The organism is Halalkalibacter sp. AB-rgal2, assembly GCF_041821005.1.
Lineage (GTDB): Bacteria > Bacillota > Bacilli > Bacillales > Bacillaceae_D > Halalkalibacter.
This window is the reverse complement of the sequence record NZ_JBGUAV010000005.1, coordinates 88,877-106,211: the sequence shown is the minus strand read 5'-3', so window position 1 is coordinate 106,211 and position 17,335 is coordinate 88,877. Positions and strand designations below refer to the sequence as shown.

At 38.4% G+C, this 17,335-nt stretch carries 17 protein-coding genes; 6 read left to right on the top strand and 11 right to left on the bottom strand.

Annotated features, from left to right (window positions below; genetic code table 11):
* The first annotated feature begins 16 nt into the window (after positions 1 to 16).
* Positions 17 to 883, top strand: coding sequence for a hypothetical protein (locus tag ACERJO_RS06190; protein WP_247105890.1), 867 nt, complete (start codon positions 17 to 19; stop codon positions 881 to 883).
* Between the two features lie 119 nt (positions 884 to 1,002).
* Here the strand turns inward: ACERJO_RS06190 and ACERJO_RS06185 are convergent, their stop codons facing one another.
* The 8 genes from ACERJO_RS06185 to ACERJO_RS06150 form a co-directional block, all read right to left on the bottom strand.
* The gene (locus ACERJO_RS06185) at positions 1,003 to 1,602 is read right to left on the bottom strand and encodes an ABC transporter ATP-binding protein (RefSeq protein WP_247105889.1); all 600 of its coding nucleotides are present in this window, start codon (positions 1,600 to 1,602) and stop codon (positions 1,003 to 1,005) included.
* Positions 1,592 to 2,515: an ABC transporter ATP-binding protein gene (locus ACERJO_RS06180; RefSeq protein ID WP_247105888.1), complete on the bottom strand. Its 924-nt coding sequence runs from the start codon at positions 2,513 to 2,515 to the stop codon at positions 1,592 to 1,594. The genes ACERJO_RS06185 and ACERJO_RS06180 overlap by 11 nt, the downstream gene beginning before the upstream one ends.
* Positions 2,516 to 2,530: 15 nt before the next feature.
* Entirely contained in the window at positions 2,531 to 3,364 is an 834-nt protein-coding gene (locus ACERJO_RS06175) for an ABC transporter permease (protein ID WP_247105887.1), read from the bottom strand.
* On the bottom strand, positions 3,361 to 4,356 hold the full coding sequence (locus ACERJO_RS06170) for an ABC transporter permease (RefSeq protein ID WP_373646923.1): 996 nt from the start codon (positions 4,354 to 4,356) through the stop codon (positions 3,361 to 3,363). Before ACERJO_RS06170 ends, ACERJO_RS06175 begins: the two co-directional genes overlap by 4 nt.
* 3 nt (positions 4,357 to 4,359) lie before the next feature.
* Positions 4,360 to 5,955 (bottom strand): ABC transporter substrate-binding protein, encoded by a 1,596-nt coding sequence (locus tag ACERJO_RS06165; RefSeq protein WP_247105885.1) that lies wholly within the window; start codon positions 5,953 to 5,955, stop codon positions 4,360 to 4,362.
* Positions 5,956 to 6,176: 221 nt separating this feature from the next.
* Positions 6,177 to 6,764 (bottom strand): thioredoxin family protein, encoded by a 588-nt coding sequence (locus ACERJO_RS06160; RefSeq protein ID WP_247106009.1) that lies wholly within the window; start codon positions 6,762 to 6,764, stop codon positions 6,177 to 6,179.
* Positions 6,765 to 6,839: 75 nt separating this feature from the next.
* Positions 6,840 to 7,703 carry an NAD(P)-binding domain-containing protein gene (locus ACERJO_RS06155; protein WP_247105884.1) on the bottom strand — a complete coding sequence of 288 codons (864 nt, stop codon included), beginning with the start codon at positions 7,701 to 7,703 and terminating at the stop codon, positions 6,840 to 6,842.
* Between the two features lie 176 nt (positions 7,704 to 7,879).
* A complete protein-coding gene (locus tag ACERJO_RS06150) occupies positions 7,880 to 8,665 on the bottom strand; it encodes a Cof-type HAD-IIB family hydrolase (protein WP_247105883.1) in 786 nt (261 codons plus the stop codon).
* A gap of 282 nt (positions 8,666 to 8,947) precedes the next feature.
* On the opposite strand from ACERJO_RS06150, the gene ACERJO_RS06145 reads away from it, so the two are divergent.
* From ACERJO_RS06145 to ACERJO_RS06125, 5 genes are all read left to right on the top strand, one after another.
* On the top strand, positions 8,948 to 9,787 hold the full coding sequence (locus ACERJO_RS06145; RefSeq protein ID WP_373646921.1) for a MurR/RpiR family transcriptional regulator: 840 nt from the start codon (positions 8,948 to 8,950) through the stop codon (positions 9,785 to 9,787).
* A gap of 33 nt (positions 9,788 to 9,820) precedes the next feature.
* Positions 9,821 to 10,993 (top strand): N-acetylglucosamine-6-phosphate deacetylase, encoded by a 1,173-nt coding sequence (gene nagA, locus ACERJO_RS06140; protein ID WP_373646919.1) that lies wholly within the window; start codon positions 9,821 to 9,823, stop codon positions 10,991 to 10,993.
* Between the two features lies 1 nt (position 10,994).
* The gene (gene nagB / locus ACERJO_RS06135; RefSeq protein WP_247105880.1) at positions 10,995 to 11,699 is read left to right on the top strand and encodes a glucosamine-6-phosphate deaminase; all 705 of its coding nucleotides are present in this window, start codon (positions 10,995 to 10,997) and stop codon (positions 11,697 to 11,699) included.
* A gap of 225 nt (positions 11,700 to 11,924) precedes the next feature.
* Positions 11,925 to 12,596, top strand: a complete 672-nt coding sequence (locus ACERJO_RS06130) for an N-acetylmannosamine-6-phosphate 2-epimerase (protein WP_373646917.1) — start codon at positions 11,925 to 11,927, stop codon at positions 12,594 to 12,596.
* A 127-nt stretch (positions 12,597 to 12,723) separates the two neighbouring features.
* The gene (locus ACERJO_RS06125; RefSeq protein WP_247105878.1) at positions 12,724 to 14,166 is read left to right on the top strand and encodes a methyl-accepting chemotaxis protein; all 1,443 of its coding nucleotides are present in this window, start codon (positions 12,724 to 12,726) and stop codon (positions 14,164 to 14,166) included.
* A gap of 164 nt (positions 14,167 to 14,330) precedes the next feature.
* On the opposite strand, the gene ACERJO_RS06120 is transcribed toward ACERJO_RS06125, so the two are convergent.
* The 3 genes from ACERJO_RS06120 to mmsA form a co-directional block, all read right to left on the bottom strand.
* Entirely contained in the window at positions 14,331 to 14,534 is a 204-nt protein-coding gene (locus tag ACERJO_RS06120) for a hypothetical protein (RefSeq protein WP_373646915.1), read from the bottom strand.
* A gap of 91 nt (positions 14,535 to 14,625) precedes the next feature.
* Positions 14,626 to 15,792, bottom strand: coding sequence for a multiple monosaccharide ABC transporter permease (mmsB, locus tag ACERJO_RS06115; RefSeq protein ID WP_247105876.1), 1,167 nt, complete (start codon positions 15,790 to 15,792; stop codon positions 14,626 to 14,628).
* A complete protein-coding gene (gene mmsA, locus ACERJO_RS06110) occupies positions 15,779 to 17,326 on the bottom strand; it encodes a multiple monosaccharide ABC transporter ATP-binding protein (RefSeq protein WP_373646913.1) in 1,548 nt (515 codons plus the stop codon). The genes mmsB and mmsA overlap by 14 nt, the downstream gene beginning before the upstream one ends.
* Positions 17,327 to 17,335 lie beyond the last annotated feature (9 nt).

Sequence of the window (17,335 nt, the reverse complement as noted above, 5' to 3'; positions counted from 1 at the left end):
GGATGCGAATAAACGAATGAAACTCGAACAAGCTTATAAAATCATGGAAGTTCCTGAAAACGTTTCAATAGATGAACTAGAAGATAAATACATGATTTGGATCCGTATTTCAAAGTCACAGGAGCAGCTTCAAGACTCCAAATCAGAAGAAAAGTTAGTTAATATGGATCAAATCACCCTTGCTTATACTACGATTAAGAACGATTTAAACGGGATTGATCCAGATGCGACGAACCAACCTACTGGCTTTCGAGAAAAGCTTGATCATTTTTTATATCATTATAAGTTCCAAACCTTTTTTGGCATCGTTCTCGCCTTAATCATCGGATCTATTTTGTACAGCATTATCGACTATCGTATTGAAGAAGCTAGATTAGCTAATCTCCCAGCACCTGACCTAGAGGTACTATTAATAGGTGAATACCATACAGAAGATGTTTCCCCATTAGAAGACTCACTACTAGAACATTTTCCTGAATGGGAAAGAACTGTCGTTAAATTTGAATATGCACCCTCTGAAACTCGAAATGAGCTAGACATGGCTGCTTTGCAAAGAAGACAAATTGTATTTGCCACAGAAGAACCAGATATTTATATAATTGATTTACACCACTTTGATTTGATGAAGGATATGGAGTCATTTCAACCAATTGAAGGATTATCAGAGGAATTACTAGAGAGTATTGACGATAGCCGTCTCCATTATTACCAAGGTGAAAACGAACGAGAGGAACGTTTATATGGTGTTGATATATCAGGAAGTTCTATTTTCGACTCTGTTGATATCATTGCTCAAGAAAAGATCGTAACAATTCGCTTTGATAGTGAAAACATAACGAATATTATCGACTTTCTTGAACAATCAATAATTGAATTGAACTAATAGCTAAGAAGGTCTCATTACAGTCGGAGACCTTCTTTTTAATACACCGTTAAACAAATATAATTTCTTTACGATTACATCAAAAAGGGAAAAACCAAACTTTTTCAATGCCATTCTCATTACATTTGTAGTTGCTCCATTCGATCACAAACCCGTTTCATTAAAGCTATTTCATGACTAATGACCAGTAAGCCAATTCCTCTTTCTTTTGCTATACGTAACAAAGCATCCCAAATTTGCACCTGTGTCACCGTATCAAGCATAGCTGTCATTTCGTCAGCAATTAAAAATTGTGTTTGTGGACCGAGTGCTCTTAATACACAAAAGCGTTGTAGTTCTCCCCCTGATAACTCATTCGGATATCTCTTAAGCCACTTGTGTTGAATCCCCATTAGATCAAACCATTCTTCACTAGGGTCCCAACCTTCTTTTAAAATTTGCTCCATCTTCCACTTCGGATTGACAGAACGTTCAGGGTGTTGATGAATGAGTTGCACCGGATAATAGGAGTTGGTTTGAATAGCTTTGCCATCTAGCAACACTTTTCCTTCCTTGGCATATTCATAACCAGCTAAAATACGAGCAAAAGTCGTTTTCCCTGTGCCACTAGGAGCTGTTACCCCAACAACCTCCCCATGATTTAAGGAGAATGTTAACTGTCGGAAAATCCACTTATTTTTTTTATAATAAAAGCCGAGTTGTTCTGCTTTAAGTTGCATGATGACACCTTACCATTCCGTTTTCAACGTATCGTACTTCCGGTTTCTTTTTATGACAAATATGAGTGGCCCAATTACAGCGAGGCGAAAACGCACAGCCCTTTATAGACTCACTTAATAACGGCTGATGTCCATCAATCGTTTGGAATTGATTTTGAGGTAATGCCTTCCACAATGCTTGTGAATAAGGATGCTTTAATTGCTCTCCGTTTCCTTTAAATGCTTCGATAGGAGCGATTTCAACAGTCGTACCAGCATAAAACACAGCAACCTTATTCGCAATACGAGTTGCCATTTCGATATCGTGAGTAATCATCATAACAGCAGCACCATCATCAGCTAATTTTCGAAAAGAAGCCAATGTGTCTTTCATCACCTCAGCATCAAGGCCAGGAGTCGGTTCATCAGCAACGAAAAGCTTTGCTCCACTAACCTTTGCAATCGCTAGCAAAATCCGTCGTGCCATTCCACCTGAAAGCTCATACGGGTACATGTCAGCAACATGTTTATCCAATTGAAAGTCATGAAACACTTTTTCCTGAGCCTTATTTTTATTTCCGTTTCTCACAGCATTGCGTACTTGCTTGCCAACTTTCATCGTGGGATCTAAATACGTTACAGATTGTGGGACAAAAGCAATTTCACACCCTCGTAATCTTTCAATCCTCTGTTTCGTTAAATTATGCCCATTATAATACATCCGTCCTTTTACCGTTGCATGATTAGGTAAGATCCCTAACAAAGCGTGCGCTAAAAGACTTTTACCAGATCCACTGGAGCCGACAATGGCGACGATTTCCCCCTCTTCGACCATGACATGTAACTGATGAATAACCTCAAGCTCGTCTTGTTTGAAACGCGAAGTATATTGTTTAAATGATATAGATAAATCTTCAATTTCAAGCAGCGTCAACTAAATTCCCCTCCCTCATTCATGCGTGTGATATGGATTTAGCAATGTTCGCAAATGACCACCGATTATGTCAAACAGCCTTACTAAAAGAAGTAAGCATAATCCTGGAAAAAAGGCTAACCACCACATCCCCGTTGATAAGTATCGCATCGATTCAGACAAAATAATTCCAATAGCAGGCTGATGAGGTGATAACCCTAAACCTAAAAAGGTAATCGCTGCCTCATGTAAAATCGCATGAGGGAAACAAAGAAAGAACCCGATGAGCATTTGTGGTAGCAAATGTGGCAAAAGGTGCTTCCACGCTATATAATACGTTGATTTTCCTAGTTTATAAGAAATCTGTATATAATCAGCCGACCTTAATTGCATCACTTCTGCTCGAATGACTCTTGCCAAAGCAGCCCAATGTGTTAGTGCAATTCCAATAATAACGCCTTGTATTCCTCCACCAAAAATAAAGGCAATTAAGATTAGAAATATTAAATGGGGAACACTTAAAAATAAATCAATTAACCACGAAATAAAACTATCAACCATTTTACCTAAAGTTGCCGCCATTAAGCCGAGGATAACTGCAATAATGACACTAATACCGGAAGCGATGACTCCTACTCCCATACTTAGAGCTAGACCCTTTATCGTACGGGTAAACATGTCCCTTCCTAACCAATCTGTCCCAAATGGGTGACTCCAAGATGGTGCAAGGTTACGCACCTCTAGTTGCGTAACAATACGCTCATCACTTAACGCTACACTACCTATTAAGATCACCAGCAACAGGAAGCTCGAAACCATGATTGAAATGAGCATTTTTTTACGGCGATTGAAATTAAGCACCTTATTCATAAACGCTCCTCCTTCACTTTCGGATCAATCATCCGATAAATGAAATCTGCAATTAGATTTCCGAGGAACACAAAAGTTGCACTAAAAAGTACGATACCTAATAATAACGGTACATCTCCTCGCAACCCAGCTTCCACTGTAGCCTGTCCTAATCCAGGATACGAAAATACCTGTTCCGCTAATACAGCCCCACCAAATAACTCACCAAAAGCGGCAAATTGTAACGAAATGGCTGGTAGTGCAATATTTTTTAAGCCATGACGCCGAAGAAGCCTCCAGCCACTTTCTCCTTGAGCACGTGCAAATAAGACATAATCACTCGATAAGACATCAATTAATTTTTCTCTAGTATGCAAGGCAATATTGGCTACACCAATAATACTTAATGTTATTGCTGGTAGCATAAGGTGCTTCACTTTATCTAATAATGTAATATCTTCTGCTAATCTCCCTGCCGGTACTCCTAATCCTACCGGAAACCAACTTAACCAAACAGCAAAAACCATTAATAGCAACAAGCCCATCCAAAAGGTTGGTGTCGAGGCAAGCGTATAGCAATACCATTTAATGGCACAATCCACCCATGTATCCTTCTTCATTGCTGCAACAATTCCTATAACAAATCCAATGACTCCAGATAAAACCCAAGCAATAAACATTAAAACAACCGAATAAAGAAACTTCTCGGCAATAACCTCCGTCACAGGCTTCCGATAAATCATTGATGTACCAAGATCACCTTGGATCACAGCAGAGCCCCAATGAAGAAATTGCTGTATTGGCGGTTCGTTCAACCCCCAATACGCGGCAATTTGTTCACGTTGCTCTGGTCCTACTCTCATCATATCTGCCCCAATATATGCCTGAATCGGATCAATCGGTGAGTATGTCATTAATAGAAAAGTAATGACACACAAGGCTATTAATAACGTACAGAATCTAACGACCTTTTTTGTAATAAAACGTATTAATGAATCAACTTTTACATTCATCTTTTACTCATTCCAAGTCCATTCAGCAATATTATTCGTAATCGGCCAACCATGACCATGTGGTTGAATCGGCTGTTCTCCGATATCCAAACGCTCATGAACAAAATAAACATGCTCCAAATTAACAAGCCACGCCCAAGGTGCATCCCCCAATGTACTAAAACCCGTTTTACCATCCCATTGCGCTTGCTGCCAGTAATCAATGGCTTCCTCTTCAGTTAGAGCCGTTAAAGCTTGATTAAAATAATGTTCAACCGTCTCATTCGCATAATAACCAGGATTAAACCAGTCAACTCCCGCATATTGCACACTATAAACATGAACCATTTCAAGCGGATCATGGCTTCCCCAGCCGAACATAACTGCCTCAGAATGCATCAATTGAATGATTTCATCCCAACTCTTTCCTTCTACGTCGATTTGAATACCAATTGGCTTCAACATGTCAGCTACCGCTAACGCTAACGATTGTCTCGTTACATCATTAGATGGATAAAGCAGACGAAATTCAGCGCGTAATCCTTCCTTTTCACGTACTCCATCTTCATTTTCATCAAACCAGTCATTCTCCTCAAGTAATTGAATAGCTCCTTCTAAATCACCATCCTCGATCATAGTATCTGGATTCCACCAAGGGAGACCATCAACTACCGAATAACCAGGTGTACCAAAGCCCTCCAATACTCCGTCAACTAGTGCTTGACGATCTACTGCCATATTGATGGCTTGACGAATAGCAAGGTCGCTCGTTACGTCATTTCCGATCGGATAACCATCTTCCGTTGTTTCTCCTCTAGCAACGAAAGGAAACATGATCCCACGATTATCAACACTTTGCATCGATTCAACTCTCATTCCAGCTACTTCTTGTAAACCAAATACAGCCGGAACACTAGCAACATCAACCTCTCCAGCTTGTACAGCAGCAAATGCAGAATCTTCACTTAAAAAGACAAACGTAATCTGTTCGATTTCAGAACTCGGACCATAATAATAAGGGTTAGCTTCCACTATTAATTGCTGTCCTTGATCCCATTGCTTAAAAACAAACGGCCCCGATCCAATCGGTGATTGAGCATAATCATCGTCATATGCGTGCTCAGGTACAATTCCAATCGAAATTAATGTATGGATAAAGGTTGATTGAGGCTCAACTAAATGAAACTGAATGGTCAAATCATCTTCAACACGTATTTCATCGATCATCGTTAAGTCTAATATAGAACCACTTTCTTTAGCTGTTTCATAAGTAAATTTAACATCTGATGCTGTTAAAGGTTCGCCATCAGAAAAGACTGCGTCATCACGAATTACCACTGTCCAAACAAGACCATCCGAACTCAATTCATAGTCAGTAGCCAAATCATAATCAACTTCTAAGTTATTATCCCTTTTAAATAATGTACTTTGAAACAAGGGTGAACCGTAACGTCCCCAGCCAGTTGTTGGATCAAAGCCCGTATCTGGCTCCGAACCTAGCGCCAATACTAATTCATTCTTTACTTCTTCAACCGTACCTTCTTGAATTTGTTCAGCACTATTTGGAGCACAACCAACAACAAACAGCGTCAAAGCAAAAGCCATTAGCCCCTTCTTCATCAAATCTATCCACTCCTTTATATTTCTATAAAACTATTTGCATAACTTGAATTATAACATGTGAAAAAGGTAACAAAGAAATCTTTTTTCTTCACAAGATGTATAACTGGCTTTCCATATATGTACCATGCTCTTTGCTGAAAAGAGAACGTCCGAAGAATTTCTCAAAAAAAAATGCTTGAAAAGGGGCACTCCCTTTTCAAGCATATGAATGATCCATATTATGATTGCACTAAATCACAAGCATCAGCTGGCATCCAATGCTCATCTTTTCCATCCCATTTTACATTACAACCAATTGGATTCGTTAAAGGTATACTAATTTCCTTCCCTGTTAAATGCTCCTCTAAAGCACGGTCAAGATCATTCACCTTCATCTTCTCCGACTCACGTGGGTTATCAATGGCTCTTCCTGTGTAAATAAGCTCACGATTTTGGTCAAACACGAAAAAGTGAGGTGTTCGCAAAGCCCCATAAGCTCTTGCGACATCCTGTGATTCATCATGGCAATACGTCCATGGAAATTGCTGCTCTTCCATTCTTTTAACCATTCCATCCCATGAATCTTCTGCATACGTGTTAGGGCTATTTGAATTAATTCCTACAAATTTAACCCCTTGATCCTCAAACCGTTGAACCGTCTTTCGTGTCACTTCATCAGAGCCAGTAACAAACGGACAATGGTTAGCCGTAAAGAAAATTACTAGAACCTTTGCATCATTAAAATCATTAAGTGAGTACGTCTTCCCATCTGTTGCAGGTAGTGAAAATTCCGGTGCTTTTTGACCAATTTCTAGTGTGAAAGCCATATGAATAAATTCCTCCTTCATTTCCATTTAATTTATATTGACATACGTGAGTATGACAACAGCTCCTTCATATTGCTACTGATTCTTTTGTAAATAGGTGTACAAGCTTGAATGGTCAAGCTCACCCATGCCTTCCCTATTCATTTCATTCATAAAGCGCTGAATTTCATTTGTAATAGGTAAATGAACATCTAACTCATTAGCAGCATCCAAAACATTGTTTAAATCTTTTAGATGAAGGGCCACTTTAAATCCTGGGTCATATTCTCCTTCTACAACATTGCTTATCTTTTGATCGAGGACGTGACTACCTGCCAACCCATTCCTTACTGCATGATACAGCTGCTCGGCATCAAGATTGGCTTTTTTTGCGAGTGTAAAAGCTTCAGACATCGCTTGAAGGTGTAGCGCTACCATAATTTGATTAGCTAGCTTTGCATAGCCACCAGAGCCAACCGATCCGACATGAACAGGAGAACCCATTACTTTCAGAACCTTCTCAGCATCCTTAACAACCTCTTTCCTTCCACCAACCATTATCGCCAATTTTCCAGCTATCGCTCCTTGCTCGCCTCCGCTTACTGGTGCATCTATGAAATGGATTCCCTTTTCACTCAACCTTAAACTAATTTGTTTTGAAACCTCAGGATTGATTGATGACATATCAATGATAGTTGAACCACTGCTGGCAGAATGAATGACACCATTTTCTCCAAGGATGACCTCTTCGACATCACTCGAATTAGAGACAATCGTAATGATATAATTGGCTCCTACAGCGGCTTCCTTCGGTGTATGACTTACCTCCAGCCCTCTTTCAAGGAAATAGTCCGCCTTTGCTTTCGTGCGATTATATACTTTATACAAACAACCAGCTCTATATAAATGCTTTGCCATCGGTAATCCCATAATCCCTAAACCAATAAAAGATACGTTCATACTCCCACTCCCTTGTATAGAACCATTCTACAGAAATCCTCTTTCTCCTGTAACAAATTCAAATCGTTTGAGTGTAGCTTTCTTACACGCACGCCTTCCTTGTTATACTATCGAGCACTCAATAAAAACACCTAAAGAGCTTTACTACCCTTTAGGTGAATGAGATATTTCAATATTTATTTTAATAACCCAACTAGCTTCAAGCCGTGATAAATGCCATCTTCTTCAACTGATTTCGTTACATACTTCGCAGCTGATTGAACTTTATCTACGGCATTACCCATCGCCACACTATTGTAAACCTCTGAAAGCATCTCGATATCATTTAACCCATCTCCGAAAGCGTATTGCCTTTCCTTTGAGTAGCCTAGTTTTTCAACAATCTTCTCAATTCCAATTGCTTTTGATCCACCTTTAGGCAAAATATCGACCGAAAGAGGATGCCAACGAATAAAATCAAACTCTGGATAATTACGCTCATATCGCTCCTCTGAGCCTTCTGGACAGAACAGAAGAGATTGATATAGGTTACGATCTTTATAATAATGAGGGTCATGTGCTGGAAAATGAGCTATTTTTAATGAATCAATACTTTCAGTAATAAATGAATGCTCTGGTGGGACATTCGCTTTCATATCCTCATGATCCATAAACACAACCGGGTGTTCTTGACTAACTGCTTCCTCCGTCAGACGGACCAACGCTTCCGTATGAAGTGGATTCGTGTAAAGGACGTCTCCATTTAGGACGACATACTGTCCGTTATAGCTCACATATGTTTGAATATCGAGTTCCTTACGAATATCCTCAAACATAAAAGGTGCTCTCCCTGTTGCAATAGCCACTTCATGCCCTTCCTCCTTCAATGCAAATATTGCTTTTTTAGTAGAAGGTGGTAATGTCTTATCCTCTCTTAATAATGTACCATCAATATCAAAAAAAATAACGCTCTTCTCTCCCATTTCCAAACCAACTTTCTCTATATAGTCTATTTCTATTATAACGCCTTTTTCCTTTTCTATTCTTCTTATCCCTTCATATTGTATCGTATGGAACGCGTTTCATGTCAACAAGAAACATTCATATCTCTTAGCTCACACTCCAAATATTGCACTCTACCAACTTGTTAAAGACATTTCCACCTATTTTGACAATTAACTTTCAATAATTAATTTTAAATTGACAATTTACAATCAAATTGATACAGTTAACATATGCACATTTAATCAAAGGGAGGATTTCAGTTGGATAGCAAATCAAATCGATATAAGCCTTCTATTATGATGGAACAGCATAAGCACAGCCTTACAAAATCTGAAACGAAAATATATGACTATATCACTTCTCACATTGATCAAGTCCTATACTATTCCTTAACTGAGCTTTCTGAAGCATGCGATGTAGCTGAAGCAACGTTATTACGCTTTTTTAGAAAACTTCACTTCAAAGGATTTCAAGATTTCAAATTTGCTCTTGCTCAAGAGGTTTCATCAAAAAGAACTCCGAATGAAGAAAATAGCACGTATATAGAGAAAATTCGCAACTATATGGTTCAAGCCATTCATAATTCCTATGACCTCATAGACACTCTAGCACTAGAAGCTGCTGTAAAAACAATCGCACAAGCTCACGATGTCGTTATTTTTGGAATTGGTTCCTCTGGTATTGCAGCTAATGACATGGAAAACCGTTTACTTCGAATTGGAAAACATATTCAGGCCGTTACCGATCCTCACACTCAAGTCATGAGAGCATCAAGTATGACAAAAGAAACGGTTGTGATCGCCATTAGTGTAACGGGTAGTACGAAGGATATCGTTGATACAATACAAATTGCCAAAGCACAAGGTGCAACGATCATTGCCATCACGAACTATTTAAAGTCACCATTAACAAAGCTTGCCAATCAAGTCTTACTTACATCAGCAAAAGAAAGTCCATTAGATAGTGGTTCCCTTATTACAAAAGTTGCGCAATTATATCTTATTGACCTTATTTGTACAGGAGTCACTTTAGAAAATTATGAGCAATCAGTAGCGATGAAGCATCAAATTTCAGAAAACACAGCAAAGAAGCTTTATTAGGATACTTAGTTTCATGATAAAAGAGGTGATAGGATGAAACAGACAAACGGCATTGTTTTCTACAATGTAAACATTCATTGTGAAACAGAGGTCATTAACGGATATATTCGTACAAACAATAAGACCATAATGGAAATAGGACAAGGTGATCCTCATTTAGGAGAGGGTGAATATGCGATAGATGGCAATGGGCACCATATCATTCCTGGATTTATTGATACTCATATTCACGGTGCTGCGGGAGCTGATGTGATGGATGGCGAAGAGGCTGCTTTACGAACGATAGCTGAGAGCTTACCAGCAGAAGGAACGACCAGCTTTTTAGCAACCACTATCACACAATCTAAAGAAGCTATTGACCAAGCGTTGAATACGGTCGCCAACTATCCTATCAAGAATCAGGGAGCAGAGCTATTAGGTATTCATTTAGAAGGTCCCTTCATTAACATCGAAAAGGCTGGAGCACAACCGTCCGAGTATGTCATTCCTCCTTCAATTGAACAATTTAAACATTGGCAAAACGTATCCAATGGACGAATTAGAGTCATTACCCTAGCTCCAGAAATGGATAAACAGGAGGATTTCATTTCTTTTTTAGTAAAGTCTGGAGTAATTGTTTCTGCCGGACATACGAATGCTTCAATGGCAGAAATAAAACATAGTGTCAAAAAAGGCGTAAGTCAACTTACTCACCTTTGTAATGCCATGACTGCTATACATCACCGTGATGTCGGGGCCGTTGGTGCTGGATTATTATTAGAAGAGTTAGTGTGTGAATTGATTGTCGACGGTCTACATGTTTCGCCAGATATGGTTAATCTCATTTATCAACAGGTCGGTCCAGATCGGCTCATCCTCATAACCGACTCGGTTGAAGCTAAAGGAATGCCTCCCGGGACCTACTCACTAGGAGGACAAATCGTGACCACAGACGGAGAAAAAGCGTTATTATCAAATGGAACATTAGCTGGAAGTGTTTTAAAAATGATTGATGCTGCGAAAAACATGCAACAAATGACAACTGCAACGATCGATGACGTGGCGAAGATGGCTGCAATAAACCCTGCCAAACAGCTAGGTCTTTTTGATCATAAAGGGAGTATATCAGAAGGAAAGGATGCTGACTTCCTATTAGTTGACGAACATTTTAATCTTATATATACCATTTGCCGTGGATCAATTGCCTACAAACGAGAGGAGTACTAACATGAAAACCGTACATTTGCACAACTATGAAGAAATGAGTACGTATGCATACGAAATCATAAAAGCAAAGTTGTTGCATGTCAACGAGCCAGTACTTGGACTTGCAACAGGCTCAACTCCAGAAAGGTTATATGAGCTACTTATAAAAGGCTACACTCAAGAACAGCTCTCCTTTTCGAATGTCACAACGTTTAACTTAGATGAATACATCGGACTCAAGCCAACAGATCGAAACAGCTATCATTATTATATGGATGAGCATCTTTTTAGGCATATTAACATACGAGAAAGTCATATTCACATTCCAGACGGAGGCACAGACAATGCTGAACAAGAATGTATACGGTATGAACAACTTATAAAAGAAAATGGCGGTATTGATGTACAATTGCTAGGTCTTGGATTGAATGGCCACATCGGCTTTAATGAACCAGGAACACCTTTCTCCACTCAAACTCATATCGTTGATTTAAAGCCTTCTACACGCAAGGCGAACGCACGCTTCTTTGAACGTGAAGATGACGTTCCACATCAAGCCATAACAATGGGGATTCAAACGATTATGGAAAGCAAAGAAATTTTGCTGCTTGCATCAGGTGAAAAGAAACGGCCTGCCATTAAAAGATTGCTTGAAGGAGAAATATGTGAGGACTTCCCAGCATCTATTCTCCATAACCACCCAAATGTCACCGTTATTATTGGATAAGAAAAAACGCTATGCGTTTTTTCTGCATTACGTCGTACGTAGTCGTTATTATGACTTGAGTACTTTTGAAAGTGGGGTTCTTTCAAAAATATGTGTAACGTACGGAGTCGACGTCACCCGCGAGTTCGCCTATCCCCTCCTTGATTAAACCTCTAAAGATTTTTTCATTTGATACTGTAAGAAAAACCGCGCAGTCGCTTTTCTTACTTGAACAGGAGAGATACTATGTTAAATACCATTAAAGGACAGCTAATCGTTTCTTGCCAAGCTCTACCTGATGAACCAATGTACGGATCAAGAATAATGGGACGTATGGCTTATGCTGCTATGCTCGGTGGTGCAAAGGCGATCAGAGCGAACAGTATTGTCGATATTCGTGAAATAAAAAAATCAGTCGAGCTACCCGTCATTGGAATTATAAAAGCTAACTATCCAACATCAGATGTCTTTATCACACCTACAGAAAAAGAAATTGACCTTCTACATGAGGAAGGTGTTGATATGATTGCCTTAGATGCGACAAACCGAATGAGGCCTAACGGACAGACAATTAACGAATTCTTCCCTTCTATTCGTAGACGTTATCCAAATCAATTATTCATGGCTGATTGTTCTACATTTGAAGAAGGCCTATTTGCAAGCGAAATCGGATTTGATTGCATTTCCACAACGTTAAGTGGCTATACAAATGCTACAAAAGGACGAATATTACCAGATATCTCACTTGTAAAGGACTTAGCTTATAAGCTTTCCATTCCTATCATTGCAGAGGGAGGAATTCAAACACCCAAACAATTAAAACAATTATTCAAAGTAGGTGCATATTCAGCCGTTGTCGGATCGGCTATTACGAGGCCACTAGAAATTACGAAGAGGTTTGTCAATGAGATAACATAGTGAGTCTTCATATGTTTCATTATTAAGCAAATGTAATATTTTACAACCTTCTATGTATAAAAAGTATATTGTTTCACTTAGATTATTACTATATACTTAGTCCTAATTACACACTAGGAGGTTTCATATGCAAACAGACTTTTTAACACAAACAATTAGGAAAAAGAACCAATTTATGCTTTATGTGTTATATTTAGTTGTTGCAATTGGCATTATTTTAACCTTTTTATTTGACGGTCGGTTCATTGACAATTTATTAGGTATTTTCTTTGCTAGTATACTTAGTATCCTACATTTTAAAAACAAGGTTCCAAAGTTATTACCCTATCTCATCTTTATGTCATTAACTAGTCTATTATTTCTCATTACTTTAATCACACCTGGTGATTTATCAGATTTTTATTTCTTTCTTATCGTTTTATCAGGCTTTTATTTAAGTAAAGCATTTTATCTTGCAAACTCTACAGTCGTAACCATTTGCTTTTTTATATACAACTACATAAATAGACAATTTCCCATCGATGAGTTAGTAGGCTTTTTAATCATTTATTTTATTATTTTTATTACGTTATTGTTGATTATTATCATAGCTGAGAATACAAGCAAAACAGCTGAATTGATGCAAGAGCAAGTTAATGCTTCGTTGGATCAAATAAATGAAGACAAAAAACGTCTTGAAACAGAAAGTATATCCATTGCCAAACAGATGGGTGTTATTCAAGAACAAGCATCTACCAATGTGAAATCATTTCAAGAAACAAATACCGCTGTTCAAGAGGTGGCGACTGGAACACAAGTACAAACTGAATCAGCTGCCAACATTTCCTCATCTGTAGAACGTACGAATGAAGCGATGAGAAATATGCTTAAATTCGTAGTCGAGCTAAGAGCCGAATCTGAAAAGGCAGGAAATCATTCTGTTGATGGTACAAAACAAGTTACGCTTCTAGCTGAACAAATGGAACAATTTCAGAAATTAGTTGAACAAATGTCTCTTGATATGAGTAATCTCAGTCAAATTATTAGCCATTCTGTTCAATCGATTGAATCAATTCAAGAAATAACAGCTCAGACAAACTTACTAGCACTTAATGCCTCTATTGAAGCAGCAAGAGCTGGCGAAAGCGGAAAAGGTTTTTCTGTTGTAGCAGAAGAAATTCGTAAGCTAGCTGAAACGACTGAACGAGCAGCCAAAGATATTTCTATTAACTTAAATCAAATTGATACAACGAATGAACAAACACAGTCTCAAATGACTGCAATCTCAAGTGAAATGCAAACTAATATTCTAACAACTAATGAGACGAAAGAATCCTTTCATCATATTGATAAAGCGATCAACTCTTTACTCGATCAGTTTCAAGCACTTTCGGCTACTGCTACACAAGTCGGAGGCGATTCTGAAGAAATCGAAAAAGCCGTCAATGAATTTGCTTCTGTTTTAGAACAAACAACGGCATCAATTGAAGAAATATCGGCAACAGTCGAAAATCAATCTTTACGAAATGAAGAGCTCCAAACAATCATTGAGGAGACGAGTAGCAGAGTTGAGAAGTTAGTAAAAGAATAAAAAGATTCATACAACTACTTAATAAGGGCACCGAAAAAGTTTTGTTCAACTTTTTCGGTGCCCTTTCAGCAATGTACGTAACCGTTTCCAATTTTGAAAAGCTTGATATGAATGGGTTTCTTGTATTCAAAGGTACTTGTGGAGGATTTACGCCCTCTATTTTTTCATTTAAAAAGCTTCTTCAATAGCTTAAATAGATCAAATGTAGTACGCCTATATACTTTATTATATGCATGTTTCTTCGGGCTCCGAATCCAGCTATATCCACGTGGCATTTTCATACCAGCACGATGAACGACTTGCCTTTTTATACTTGTCCTAGCACGAATTCTCTTCTTCAAGCTAGGCTTTCTCATTCCAAATTTCATAGACGTTCACCTCATTATTGGCTTTGTTATAGCCATAACAAAAATACTCTTATTACAATGATCACACATCGTAATAAGAGTATTTACTACTTTATTTTGACTTATTTCGATTATAAATATCAAATCCAACTGCTGCAAGTAATACTAAACCTTTAATTGCTTGTTGCCAATCAATCGTAATACCGATTAAAGACATTCCGTTGTTCATAACACCCATGACGAGACCCCCGACGACAGCACCGACAATGGTACCGACACCACCAGCCATTGAAGCACCACCAATGAATGCTGCGGCAATCGCATCTAGCTCAAACATCGTACCAGCTCTTGGAGTTGCTGCATTCAATCGAGCCGCATAAATTAAACCAGCGATTGCAGATAAGAAGCCCATATTGACGAATACCCAGAACGTCACTCGTTTTGTTTTAACCCCTGATAATTCGGCAGCTTTTTGGTTACCACCTGTTGCATAAATGTGCCGTCCCATGACCGTTTTATTCATAATAAATGAGAATACTACAATTAACACAAACAAGATTACTAGAATATTTGGAATTCCTCGATAAGATGCTAAGACAAATGTGAAAACATTAATAACCGCTACCATTGCAACAAGCTTGGCAATGAAGAAGCCTGTTGGTAATACCGAGAATTTGTTTTTCAGTTGAACACGACGTTCTTTTAACTCACTGAAAATAACAAGCAGTGAGAGCAAAGCACCAACTATAATCGTCAAAACATGATAGGAGGATAAACCGAGAAATGGGATATCCGGAATAAAGCCTGAACTAATTAAACGGAACTCTGCTGGATAAGGGGAGAGTGATTGCCCCCCTAATACGACCATTGTTAACCCTCTGAACAAAAGCATACCAGCTAATGTTACGATAAAAGAAGGCATCTTTAAATAAGCGATAAAGAAACCATGCCAAGCACCAATGAGCGCACCTAATAGTAAACATAGGAAGATTGCAACAACTGTTGGCATTTGCATTTCAATCATAAAAATTGCAGCTATTGCTCCTACAAAGGCACAAACTGAACCAACTGATAAGTCAATATGACCCGCTATAATAACCATAACCATCCCAATAGCTAGCACAAGAATATAACTATTTTGTAAAATAAGGTTTGTCACATTAAGTGGCCGTAACAAAATCCCATCTGATAAAATACTAAATAATAGAATAATAAACATGAGCGCCACGATCATGCCATATGATCGCATATTACTTTTCAGGATATCACCCAACTTCATGTCCATCGCCCCCTGTTCTCGTCATATATTTCATTAATGTCTCTTGGTTTGCTTCTTCTCTAGGTACTTCTCCCGTAATATACCCTTCACTTAACGCATAAATGCGATCACTTAACCCGAGTAGCTCAGGAAGCTCAGAGGAGATCACCAAAACGGCTTTCCCTTGTGCCGCTAGTTCATTAATAACACTATAAATCTCATATTTAGCTCCGACATCAATACCACGGGTTGGCTCATCTAATATTAAAATATCAGGCTGAGACAAAATCCATTTGCTTAAAACGACCTTTTGTTGATTTCCGCCACTTAAATTCCCTGTCTTTTGATCGATACTAGGGGTACGAATATTCATCTTCTTTCTAAATCCTTCAGCTTCACGTATTTCTTGATTTTTATCTACGATTTGATGCTTTGATAGCTTTTCAAGACTCGTTAATGAAATGTTATGTTTAATATCATCAATTAAAATTAACCCATACGTCTTTCGATCTTCTGTAACATAAGCTAATCCTTGGTCAATGGCATCTTTAATCGACTGTACGGAAATTTCTTTTCCTTCTTTTATTAATTGCCCTGTAATGTTCTTTCCATAGGATTTACCGAAAATACTCATAGCTAATTCTGTTCTTCCTGCCCCCATCAGCCCGGCAATACCAACAATTTCTCCTCGTTTCAGATGCAAGTTCGCATTTTTAATGAGCTTTCGACCTGCATGTAGAGGGTCATCGACATTCCAATTCTTCACTTCAAAGATCGTTTCACCAATGATAGGCTCTCTCGGAGGAAAGCGATTTTCAAGGTCACGTCCAACCATTCCTTTAATAATTCGATCCTCCGTTACCTCTCCACTCGTTAAAGACAACGTTTCAATCGATTGACCATCTCTTAACACAGTCAAGTTGTCAGCAACATACGAGATTTCATTTAATTTATGTGAAATAATAATCGATGTCATCCCTTGCTTTTTAAACTCTAATAATAAATTTAATAAATTCTCACTATCTTCTTCATTTAATGCAGCTGTAGGCTCATCCAATATAAGAAGCTTTACCTTCTTAGATAGCGCCTTTGCGATCTCCACTAGCTGCTGCTTCCCAACTCCAATGTCCATTGCAAGCTTTCGTGGTTCATCTGTTAAACCAACCTTCGCCAATAGTTTAGCTGCTTCATTAATAGTTTGATTCCAATTAATGACCCCTTTATTCGCTTGCTCATTTCCTAAGAAAATATTTTCAGCAATCGACAGCTCTGGAATGAGTGCTAATTCCTGATGAATAATCACGATCCCTAGTTCTTCACTTTCTTTTATATCTTTAAATTGACATACTTTTCCTTCAAATAAAATATCACCATCGTATGTCCCATGTGGATAGACGCCACTTAATACTTTCATCAAAGTCGACTTCCCTGCACCATTCTCACCTACTAGAGCATGTATTTCTCCTGTTTCAACTTTGAAATTGACATGATCTAGCGCCTTGACACCTGGAAAGGTTTTCGTTATATTTTTCATTTCTAAAATGGTATTAGCCATGTTCGATCA

Excerpts from the sequence above, each read along its gene's own strand:
- ACERJO_RS06125 (WP_247105878.1), top strand. The coding sequence starts at position 12,724 with ATGCAAACAGACTTTTTAACACAAACAATTAGGAAAAAGAACCAATTT.
- ACERJO_RS06175 (WP_247105887.1), bottom strand. The coding sequence starts at position 3,364 with ATGAATAAGGTGCTTAATTTCAATCGCCGTAAAAAAATGCTCATTTCA.
- ACERJO_RS06150 (WP_247105883.1), bottom strand. The coding sequence starts at position 8,665 with ATGGGAGAGAAGAGCGTTATTTTTTTTGATATTGATGGTACATTATTA.
- ACERJO_RS06160 (WP_247106009.1), bottom strand. The coding sequence starts at position 6,764 with ATGGCTTTCACACTAGAAATTGGTCAAAAAGCACCGGAATTTTCACTA.
- nagA (WP_373646919.1), top strand. The coding sequence starts at position 9,821 with ATGAAACAGACAAACGGCATTGTTTTCTACAATGTAAACATTCATTGT.
- nagB (WP_247105880.1), top strand. The coding sequence starts at position 10,995 with ATGAAAACCGTACATTTGCACAACTATGAAGAAATGAGTACGTATGCA.
- ACERJO_RS06130 (WP_373646917.1), top strand. The coding sequence starts at position 11,925 with ATGTTAAATACCATTAAAGGACAGCTAATCGTTTCTTGCCAAGCTCTA.
- ACERJO_RS06170 (WP_373646923.1), bottom strand. The coding sequence starts at position 4,356 with ATGAATGTAAAAGTTGATTCATTAATACGTTTTATTACAAAAAAGGTC.
- ACERJO_RS06155 (WP_247105884.1), bottom strand. The coding sequence starts at position 7,703 with ATGAACGTATCTTTTATTGGTTTAGGGATTATGGGATTACCGATGGCA.
- mmsA (WP_373646913.1), bottom strand. The coding sequence starts at position 17,326 with ATGGCTAATACCATTTTAGAAATGAAAAATATAACGAAAACCTTTCCA.
- mmsB (WP_247105876.1), bottom strand. The coding sequence starts at position 15,792 with ATGAAGTTGGGTGATATCCTGAAAAGTAATATGCGATCATATGGCATG.
- ACERJO_RS06185 (WP_247105889.1), bottom strand. The coding sequence starts at position 1,602 with ATGCAACTTAAAGCAGAACAACTCGGCTTTTATTATAAAAAAAATAAG.
- ACERJO_RS06120 (WP_373646915.1), bottom strand. The coding sequence starts at position 14,534 with ATGAAATTTGGAATGAGAAAGCCTAGCTTGAAGAAGAGAATTCGTGCT.
- ACERJO_RS06165 (WP_247105885.1), bottom strand. The coding sequence starts at position 5,955 with ATGAAGAAGGGGCTAATGGCTTTTGCTTTGACGCTGTTTGTTGTTGGT.
- ACERJO_RS06190 (WP_247105890.1), top strand. The coding sequence starts at position 17 with ATGAAACTCGAACAAGCTTATAAAATCATGGAAGTTCCTGAAAACGTT.